This is a genomic window from Collimonas sp. (assembly GCF_044339385.1).
Taxonomy (GTDB): Bacteria; Pseudomonadota; Gammaproteobacteria; order Burkholderiales; family Burkholderiaceae_D; genus Collimonas.
In genome coordinates, this window is the sequence record NZ_JBIIVN010000097.1 from 1 (window position 1) to 9,835 (window position 9,835).

Here is a 9,835-nt window from a genome sequence, read left to right on the forward strand (position 1 = left end):
GGTATCTTCTTCATTGCTGGTCTTTCCAAAGGATCGTTGATTTTACGTTACCTATGGAAGACTAAATTTCGGGGGAAGCTCAGTTTTTGTCACACGACTTGGTGAAAATCGAATTGTATTTGGGGCTTGTTATCCAGTTTAGAGTAATTCGACAAATTAGCGGATTGATCCATCATTTTTAAAGCCAGAGTGCCGACATGAGAACTTTTTTGAAGCTGTATCGTTATTATCGGAAGGGTGGTTACCGCGTGTTCCCCGCCGTGAAAAGAGCGAATCGCGCCTGGAATCACGGATTCTAGGATCCTCTGAGAATTTCACCTTGGATTAACTGCTCAGCCACGCTCGCGGGGAATCTTCGTGATCATAGGGATGATTGGTAACAATCATCCTTGGCTCAGGTTTACTTCAACAAAACCGGCACCGAAAGGCGCTTACCTGTGGTGTCGACGACTTTGGATATTTCGTGCACGACGCGGGCCTGAACGTTGTCCGGCAGACGGATGTAATCAAGGCTGTTGGCAATTTCGTCGCCTTCAATGAAAGTCCAGGTGAAGAACTGAAGCACGGCGGCGGTGCGTTCCGGCTGGCTGGTGACGCGCGGTACGTATACATACGTGGCACCGGTGATTGGCCAGCTTCCTGAGCCGGGTTTGTCAGTCAGCATTTCCTCGAAGTTGCCGGAATTGCGCCAGTTGCTGTTGGTCAGCGCAGATTTGAATGACAAGGCGTTCGGGTGGACGTACTGGCCGTCGCGGTTCTTGAGTTGCGCGTAGTTCAGGTTGTTTTCGAGTACGTAAGCGTATTCCGCATAGCCGATTGCCCTGGGTGTTTTCTTCAACATTGCGACCAGATCGGCCGAGCCCTTGATGGTTTTGACATCGGCATGCCAGGGGATGATGAAGTTGTTGCCGTATTGCTGCTTCCATTCTGGATTAACGCGGCTGAAGTAGTCGGTCAGCGTGAATGTTGTGCCCGAGCCGTCAGCGCGCGCCAGCGGCACGATGCGCAAATTGGGCAGCGCCAGTTTCGGATTTTCCTTGATGATGGCGGGGTCGTTCCACTTCTCTATTTTGCCGGAGTACATGCCGATGACCAGATCGGCGGTCAGGCGCAATTCGCCGTCCTTGATGCCCGGCAGGTTGATGATGGGTACCGCGCCGGAAATCACCGTGGGGAAGTCGAGCAAATTAAATTTCTTCAGATCCGCTGTCGACATCGGGGCATCGCTGGCACCGAAATCGGTGGCGTTTTCCTTGATCTTCTTGATCCCGCCAGACGAGCCTATGGCTTCATAGGCAAGCTTGTTCCCGGTTTTTTTGTGTAGGCTTGCTGCCATTTCAGATACAGCGGGGCTGCCGCCGTGGAGCCGGCGCCGTTGATGTCGATAGCCTGGGCTGCGTTGAGCCCGAAAGCGCAGAAGAGTACAGCAACGTATTTCAACATTTTTAACCTATGCAATATAAATAAATAATCCGGAGTGAGTCACTGGATAACGGCGGTTTTGGGTTTTTATTTTGGCCAACAATCGAGTTTCAAAAATACAGGGCGCAATTGTGCCCGCATTGCGTTGGCAGTGGGTAATCAAGCATCATTTTATTAAATGTAATTCGATAAAAATTGCAAAAAAAATAACCTTGTTGCAATTTTTGGAGTCGGCCGCTGGCAGGGCTTGTAGCCGAGCTTGCAGAAGGGCGGCGTAGATCGCAAGACATAAAGTGCGGAACCATGTCGGTGGATAGTTTATGGCCACCTTTGGGGTAGCGAAAATGCTGTGGCCGGATACTGTCTTTGCGCTAATCCCAGTGTCCTTGCACTGCTTTCAGCTCAGGTAAGCGCAGATGTCACTTTGAGAACCTCGTCGGCAGTGGTTACGCCTTCGATAATCTTTAAGGCACCGGCCAGCCGCAACGGTTTCATGCCGTCGGCGAAACTTTGTTGCCGGAGTGCGTGGATGTCGGTTTCGCTCTGGATCAGCTTAGAGAACGGCTGCGTGACGCTCAGCAATTCGTACAAGCCGGTGCGGCCGCGATAGCCGGTTTGACGGCACTCAGGGCAACCAACCGGATGATATACCTTGTCCGGCTTGGGCACGCTCCAGTTTTCAATCAGCGTGGCCCAAATATCGTCGGCAATCTCACCATCGGGACTCTTGCAGTGCGTGCACAGCGTGCGTACCAGGCGCTGCGCCATGATGCCGATTAGTGTGGTTTCCAGCAGGTAGTAGGGGACACCTAATTCCAATAACCGCATTACCGCCGAGGGCGCATCGTTGGTGTGTAGCGTCGACAGCACCAGGTGGCCGGTGAGGGCTGCCTGGATCGCCATTTCAGCGGTTTCCAGGTCACGGATTTCGCCCGCCATGATGATGTCGGGGTCCTGCCGCATCAGCGCGCGCACGCCATCGGCGAAGTTCAGGTCGATGCCGTGGTTGACCTGCATCTGGTTGAATGACGGCTCCACCATTTCGATCGGATCCTCCACCGAGCAGACATTGACCTCGGAGGTGGCCAGCGCTTTGAGTGTGGTGTAGAGCGTGGTGGTCTTGCCGGAACCGGTAGGGCCGGTCACCAGGATGATGCCGTGCGGGCGCTTGGTCAGGTCGTCCCAGCGCATCGCGTCGTCCGGCGGGAAGCCAAGTTCGGGCAGGGTCTTGACCACCACATCTGGATCGAAAATTCGCATCACCAGTTTCTCGCCGAACGCGGTAGGCAGGGTAGAGAGGCGCAGTTCGATTTCCTGGCCGCCAGCGGTACGGGTTTTGATCCGGCCATCTTGCGGGCGACGCTTTTCGATGATGTCCATCCGCCCCAGTAGCTTGATGCGAGCGGTCATGGCGATCATCACCACTGCCGGCACCTGATAGACCTGATGCAGCACGCCGTCAATGCGGAAGCGGATTGCGCTGAAATCGCGCTTGGGTTCCATATGGATATCGGAGGCGCGCTGCTCAAAAGCGTATTGCCAGAGCCAGTCGACGATATTGACGATGTGCTGATCGTTGGCGTCGACTTGTTTGTTGCTCTTGCCCAGCTCGACCAGTTGCTCGAAATTGTTGCGCAGCGCCAGTTCCTGGCCACTCGATTTATGCGCGCTTTTGATGGACTTGGCAAGCGTAAAAAACTGCGCGATGTACTGTGCTATATCGAGCGGATTGGAAATCACCAAACGGATATGGCGGCGCGTGATCTTGGCGATTTCGGCCTGCCATTCGGTGCGGAAAGGCTCGGCGGTGGCAATCACCAGTTCAGTCGGCGTCAGCTCCACCGGCAGGATATTGAAACGCGTGGCATAGCTGGCCGACATCACATCGGCGACTCGGGTAAAGTCGATCTTGAGTGGATCGATTCGGTAGAACGGCAATTTTACCTGGCGCGCCAGCCACTCGGTAAGCCATTCAAGCGTAATCACGCGGTGCGGCGGCAGTGCCGACTGCCGTTTGCATTGCGCTACTGCAGTGAGCGGATGGATTGCCACCGGCGCGTTACGGAAGATTCCCAGGGCCTGCGTGTAGAAGGTTTTGACCTCGGCTTTGTCAACCGTGCCGTCGTTCAGCAGCCAGGTAAAAACCTGTTGCAGATCGAGGGTCTTGGTAGGCGCATTATTCATTGCTGTGGGCGTTTGGTCAGGGGTTGGTCGGGAGGCGAATGCCGCTACTGCGCCGCATGCCAGGTTTTCAAGCCGTTGACCCAGGATTTGGCGGGCAGTTTGGTGGCAGCGGTAATTTCGGCGCTACGTTCGTATAATGCGCTGAAATCGATCTGCCGCTTGCGCTTGAACGCTATGGCGATGACGTTGCCCTCATGAACTTCGGGCAGACACCAGACATCGGCGAAAGCGAAGCGCATCGCTTTGAGGTTCTTGGCATAGCTCGGATGGTCGCCGAACAGGTTCACGGTCATGATGCCGTCATCGGTCAGGCAGGCCGCGCAGGCACTGTAGAATTCGGGCGTGTCGAGGACCGGGCCGCGTGCGGTGGCGTCGTATAAGTCCACCTGTAAGGCATCAATGCTGGCGGCATGATTCTGGTCCGGCACATAATCCATCGCATCCATTTCCAGTACCGACAGACGTTCATCGTCAGGCGGCAATTTGAACATCGAGGCACAAATCGCCAGCACCGACGGATTCAATTCTACGGCGGTCACGCGGGCTGCCGGAAACTGGCGATAACTGAACTTGGTCAGCGCTGCCGTACCCAGGCCTAGTTGCACGATATGTTGCGGCTGAGGATTGAACAGCATCCAGGCCATCATCTGTTGCGCATATTCGAGCTCAGGCCAATCCGGTTTGCGGATGCGCATTGCGCCCTGCACCCACTCGGTGCCGAAATGCAGGTAACGTACGCCGTCCTGTTCGGACAGGGTGACGGGCGCGAACTTGGGTTTGCGCGGCGGTTTGGGGGCATCCTTGCGCACCGCCTCGGTGCGTTTGGGCGCGCCGGTTTTGCGCGGCCCTGCCATACGATTGGCATCGGCTTCGATGGATTTGCGTTTGATCAGCATTAGTTGGATAGGTAAGCGGCAAATAAAGTCGGGTGAGGCGGCACCCTGAAAACGAAATAACAAATAAGTTACATTAGGCAATGATACCGCGTCATAGCGCTAATTTTTGCGTAAATGTTGTCTGTGCGTTAGCCGGTGACGAGGAGGGTAGCACCAGCGTGTCGTAGCCGGCGGCGGTAAACTGCGGCGCAAATTTGCCGGAAGTTTTGCCATTGAAACAAACTCTTGCCAGGTGCGGGCAACGCTGGCGCAGCAGACCGAACTGGTTGGCTTGCGCATTACGGATGGCACTATCGAGGCTGCCAGCCCGCTCACAGCCTGCTATCACGTCCCACAAGCCGATCCGATGCGATTGCAAGCACGCCAGCTGGTCGGCGTAGGGCAGTCCGACCAGATCATCCCCAAGTACTGCAGAAAGCAGCGGCCAGAACTGATTGCGCGGATGGCCGTAGTATTGCCGGATACTGAGCGAAGCCACGCCGGGGGAAGCTGCCCAGAATCAGGAGGCGGGTATCGGCATCGATCACCGGTGGAAATCCTATTTGTGCGGCAGGCGCTGCGGTGGTGGTCATTGGTAGCGGTGGGGTAGCGGTGGGGTGGCGATATAGTAGCGATGGCGCAGCAAGCCGGATAGTTTAGGCAAGTGTTCATTATCCACGCAAGTGATACGTGGACATCGGGTTTTTGTCTGTGTACAACTGGCAAATCCTTATTGGCCGCGATTGGCCCTAAAATGGCGCTAGAAACTTCATGCATCGCCAACCAAAAAAATTAACGAAAAAGGAGCAAACACATGTCGAAACCAGTTGTTATCGTTACCGGTGTCAGCCGTGGCATCGGCGCCGCAACCGCGCAACTGGCCGCTGCCCGTGGCTATGCCGTGTGCGTCAACTATGTGCATAACCAGGCCGCGGCGCAAGCCGTGGTTGATACGATCCGTGCGGCAGGCGGCGAGGCGCTGGCCGTCGCAGGCGATGTCGCGCTCGAGGCCGACGTACTCAAACTGTTCCAGACGGTGGATGCCGAACTTGGCCGGTTGACCGCGCTGGTCAACAACGCCGGAATTCTAGAACCGCGGATGCGGGTTGAAGAGATGGACGTGGCGCGCCTGCAACGCATCTTGACCACTAATATCATCGGCAGTTTTCTATGCGCACGGGAGGCGGTACGGCGCATGTCGACCAAGTTCGGTGGTCACGGCGGCGCCATCGTCAACCTGTCGTCAATGGCGGCAAAGCTTGGCGGGCCTGGCGAATATGTCGATTACGCGGCGTCCAAGGGGGCCATCGATGCGATGACCGTCGGCCTGGCGAAAGAAGTCGCCGATCAGGGCATCCGGGTCAACGCTGTCCGGCCCGGCGTGATTTATACCGATATCCATGCCAGCGGTGGCGAGCCTGGCCGGGTCGACCGTATCAAGGACAGCGTGCCGATGCGACGCGGCGGCAGTGCTGAAGAAGTGGCCGAAGCAATTATCTGGCTGTGGTCCGATGCTGCCTCATATTCGACCGGGTCCTGTATCGATGTCGCCGGCGGTCGTTAAGCGGCCGGATTGCGGTTTGCTTGCGCTCGTATTTTGTCAAAACATTAAAGACATTGAGAAATGTTGTTAAAATAGATCGTTGCCCTGAAAAATCAGGCTCGTCTCATAACACTTTACCGCTGCGTTATGGATCACCTGGCACCTCCGCTGGTTTCCGTATCGTCAGCCATTTCCTATAGGAGAGCATGTATATGAAGTTGCCAATAAAGAAGAATTTGATTGCGATGGTTGCAGTGGTTGCCGTTATTGCATTAACGGGCTGTGCTTTCCCGTCTAATTCGGCAAGCGTATATAGCAGCAGCCAGGCCCAAGGTGAGCAAACTGTACGTATGGCCATTGTTGATTCAGTGCGTCCGGTGACTATCGACAAGAAAAGCGGTGGCAATGCCGGCACATTGGCTGGCGGAGCGATTGGCGCAGTCGCTGCCGGTTCCACCATCGGTAGCGGCAACGGTTCGCTGGCTGCCGGGGTTGTCGGCGCGGTGCTAGGCGGGATAGTTGGCAATCAGGTAGAAAGTAATCTGAGCAAGAGTCAAGGGCTGGAAATTACCGTGCGCCTGAGCAACGGCGAATTGCGTGCGATCACTCAAGATGCCGATGAGCAATTCAAGGTTGGCGACCGCGTGCGCTTGTTGTCGTCGGGCGGCATTACCCGGGTAACACACTAAGCACGCAAGGCGGCTCGCCGTCAGTAAGCGCAAGGACTGGGACTGAAGGATGTCTTCCCGGTCCTTGTTGCGTGTTGAGATTAGGATCCGTTGTGAATCACTACAAGCAGGGCCGTGGCCGTGCTCTTGCCGACATTCTCAATGTAATGCGGGCGGTCCGCAGCATATCTCGCCGTTTCGCCCACTTTTATTTTCGTTAAGTTAGTGCCGCTTTGCACTTCCAGCGTGCCTGATAGCACGGTTAAGTGCTCGCGCGAAGCCGGTTCGTGGGCATCCGAATCGAGGCAGCCGCCAGGCTCCACAGATAACTCATACCACTCAAACTGCCCTGCTAGTTCAATCGGGCCGAGAATCCGCAGCACGCAATGGCCGTCGCGTGAACGCAACGATGGCGTCGCATGGCTGGGTAAGGTTTCGATTGAGGCTGGTGCGGCTTGATTGCCGTCGACCAGCAACGAAATCGGCACGCCGAGCGCATTCGCCAGCCGCCACACCACCGCAACCGTTGGGTTTGCCTGGTTTCTTTCGATTTGCGATAGCATGGATTTGGAGACGCCGGCACGCTTGGACAACGCGTCCAGCGACAGTCCGTCGGCCTGGCGCAACCGGACCAGTGTGTCGCCGACCTTGGGTGGTGCATCTTCTGAATTGTTGTCCGCCATATTTCCTGAATTGCTGGCCATCTGGTTGACAGCGTTTGTTTTGTGCATTATCGTGGAATTCTTGTTCGATATACCAAATATCGGACGGTATATTATATAAGATTGAGGCCGACCATGACGCAAAACAGTTCTCCGGGCTTTTACTCCCATATTCACAGTGAATTGACTGCCATCCAGGCTGCCGGTTTGTTGAAGTCCGAACGTCTGATCCTTGGCCCGCAAGGCGGCAAGATCGACACCGAAAACGGTGAATTGATCAACTTGTGCGCCAACAACTATCTCGGCCTGTCGTCGCACCCGGCCCTGATCAAGGCGGCCCATGCCGCACTCGATTCACATGGCTTCGGCATGAGTTCGGTACGTTTCATTTGTGGCACGCAGGATATCCACCGCGAGCTTGAGCAGCGCCTGGCGCGCTTTCTCGGTACCGAGGATTGCATCTTGTACGCCGCTGCGTTCGACGCCAACGGTGGTTTGTTCGAGCCGTTACTGGGCGAGCAGGACGCGATCATCAGCGATTCGCTCAACCATGCTTCGATCATCGACGGCATCCGTTTATGCAAGGCCAAACGCTACCGTTACGCGCACAACGATATGGCCGATCTGGAGCGCTGTTTGAAACAGGCTCGGGCCGATAATGCGCGCTTTGCGATGGTGTTCACCGACGGCGTGTTTTCGATGGATGGCACCATCGCGCAACTTGGCGAAATCCGCCAGCTGTGCGACAAATACGACGCGCTGCTCGGCGTCGACGATTGCCACGCTACCGGTTTCATGGGTGATCGCGGTCGCGGTACGCACGAGGCGCGCGACATTTTTGGCAAGGTCGATGTCATCACCGGTACCCTTGGCAAGGCGCTGGGCGGTGCCAGCGGTGGCTTCACAGCCGGCAGGCGCGAAGTGATCGAACTGCTGCGGCAGCGTTCGCGGCCGTATTTGTTTTCGAACACGTTGATGCCCGCCATCGTCGGCGCTTCAATTGAAGCGTTGAATCTGCTGGAAGCATCGACCGAGCTGCGCGACCGTCTGGAGCGCAACACGGTGTACTTCCGCAAGGCGATCACCGAAGCCGGGTTCGACATCAAACCGGGCACGCATCCGATCGTGCCGCTGATGGTGTACGACGCGGTGGTGGCGCAAAAGCTGTCGCGCCGCCTATACGAACTGGGCGTGTACGCTGCCGGCTTTTTCTATCCGGTGGTGCCGCAAGGACAGGCGCGGATTAGGGTGCAGATGTCGGCGGTGCACGATGAAGCGACGTTGCAACGCGCGGTGGCAATTTTCCGGCAAGCAGGCGAGGAGCTCGGCCTGCTGAAGAACTAAAGAGAGAAAAATGAAAAAGATATTGGTAATCGGCGCCAACGGCCAGATCGGCACCGAACTGACGACGGCGCTCGTCAAATTGCATGGCACTCACCAGGTTGTGACAAGCGATATCCAGCCGCAAGGACGCCACCCGCAGTTATCCTACGAGAGATTGGATGTAACCGATGCCAAGCGCTTGGCTGAGGTGGTAACGCAGCACGATATCGGCGAAATCTACCACCTGGCGGCAGCGTTGTCGGCCCGCGGCGAAGAGCATCCGGAGTGGGCATGGAACCTCAACATGAGCGGCCTGCTGAACGTGCTTGAGGTGGCGCGGCAAGCGAAGTTGTCTAAAGTATTTTGGCCTAGTTCCATCGCTGCCTTTGGCCCCCCAACCCCGCGCGATAATGCGCCGCAGGTTGGCGCCATGGACCCTAAAACCGTCTACGGTATCTCCAAACTGGCCGGCGAACACTGGTGCGCCTGGTACGCCGAGAAATACGGCATGGACATCCGCAGCTTGCGTTATCCGGGCCTCATCAGCTATTCGACCGAACCTGGCGGCGGTACCACCGATTACGCAATCCAGGCTTTGTTTGCAGCAGCTGCGGGCAATAATTACACCAGCTTCTTAGATGTCGACAGCACGCTGCCGATGATGTATATGCCGGATGCGGTGCGTGCCACCATCGAATTGATGAGCGCACCAAAGGCGCAACTCAAGGTAGTCGGTTCTTATAATCTCGCGGCCTGGAGTTTTTCGCCGGGCGAACTGGCAGACATTATCCGGCACCGTTATCCGGCTTTCGAGATGCGCTATCAGCCGGATTTCCGGCAAGCGATCGCCGATGCCTGGCCGCGCTCGATTGACGATGCCAGGGCGCGCGCAGAGTGGTCATGGGCGCCTGCTTACAGCTTGGTCGAGATGGTTGACGACATGCTGACGCATTTAGCTGCCGCGCAGCCGGCGGCGCAAGGAAAAGCGGCTTAAGATAGAGAACGCTGGGTGTATCGCTCACATAGCGCATATAGCGCATATAGCGCATATAGCGCATATAGCGCATATAGCGCATATAGCGCATATAGCGCATATAGCGCATATAGCGCATATAGCGCATATAGCGCATATAGCGCATATAGCGCATATAGCGCATA

Annotated in this window: 8 protein-coding genes and 1 pseudogene; 4 read left to right on the plus strand and 5 right to left on the minus strand. The window is 56.2% G+C overall.

The window, feature by feature from the left end; all coding sequences use genetic code 11:
- Positions 1 to 400 precede the first annotated feature (400 nt).
- From pstS to ACIQ0R_RS08345, 4 genes and pseudogenes are all read right to left on the minus strand, one after another.
- A complete protein-coding gene (gene pstS, locus ACIQ0R_RS08330; protein ID WP_395826115.1) occupies positions 401 to 1,336 on the minus strand; it encodes a phosphate ABC transporter substrate-binding protein PstS in 936 nt (311 codons plus the stop codon).
- A gap of 488 nt (positions 1,337 to 1,824) precedes the next feature.
- Positions 1,825 to 3,606: a GspE/PulE family protein gene (locus ACIQ0R_RS08335; RefSeq protein WP_395826117.1), complete on the minus strand. Its 1,782-nt coding sequence runs from the start codon at positions 3,604 to 3,606 to the stop codon at positions 1,825 to 1,827.
- Positions 3,607 to 3,650: 44 nt separating this feature from the next.
- Positions 3,651 to 4,502, minus strand: a complete 852-nt coding sequence (locus ACIQ0R_RS08340) for a spermidine synthase (RefSeq protein WP_395826119.1) — start codon at positions 4,500 to 4,502, stop codon at positions 3,651 to 3,653.
- Between the two features lie 91 nt (positions 4,503 to 4,593).
- A pseudogene (locus ACIQ0R_RS08345) lies at positions 4,594 to 5,074 on the minus strand (DNA-deoxyinosine glycosylase).
- 221 nt (positions 5,075 to 5,295) lie between these two features.
- Here ACIQ0R_RS08345 and ACIQ0R_RS08350 point away from each other — a divergent pair.
- A complete protein-coding gene (locus ACIQ0R_RS08350; protein WP_395826121.1) occupies positions 5,296 to 6,045 on the plus strand; it encodes an SDR family oxidoreductase in 750 nt (249 codons plus the stop codon).
- A 191-nt stretch (positions 6,046 to 6,236) separates the two neighbouring features.
- The gene (locus ACIQ0R_RS08355; RefSeq protein WP_395826123.1) at positions 6,237 to 6,713 is read left to right on the plus strand and encodes a glycine zipper 2TM domain-containing protein; all 477 of its coding nucleotides are present in this window, start codon (positions 6,237 to 6,239) and stop codon (positions 6,711 to 6,713) included.
- Between the two features lie 80 nt (positions 6,714 to 6,793).
- On the opposite strand, the gene ACIQ0R_RS08360 is transcribed toward ACIQ0R_RS08355, so the two are convergent.
- Positions 6,794 to 7,375 (minus strand): helix-turn-helix domain-containing protein, encoded by a 582-nt coding sequence (locus ACIQ0R_RS08360; RefSeq protein WP_395826125.1) that lies wholly within the window; start codon positions 7,373 to 7,375, stop codon positions 6,794 to 6,796.
- 114 nt (positions 7,376 to 7,489) lie between these two features.
- On the opposite strand from ACIQ0R_RS08360, the gene kbl reads away from it, so the two are divergent.
- Together kbl and ACIQ0R_RS08370 are read left to right on the plus strand one after the other, a co-directional pair.
- Positions 7,490 to 8,698, plus strand: coding sequence for a glycine C-acetyltransferase (gene kbl, locus ACIQ0R_RS08365; RefSeq protein WP_395826127.1), 1,209 nt, complete (start codon positions 7,490 to 7,492; stop codon positions 8,696 to 8,698).
- A gap of 10 nt (positions 8,699 to 8,708) precedes the next feature.
- Positions 8,709 to 9,671 carry an NAD-dependent epimerase/dehydratase family protein gene (locus ACIQ0R_RS08370; protein ID WP_395826129.1) on the plus strand — a complete coding sequence of 321 codons (963 nt, stop codon included), beginning with the start codon at positions 8,709 to 8,711 and terminating at the stop codon, positions 9,669 to 9,671.
- The last annotated feature ends 164 nt before the right edge of the window (positions 9,672 to 9,835 follow it).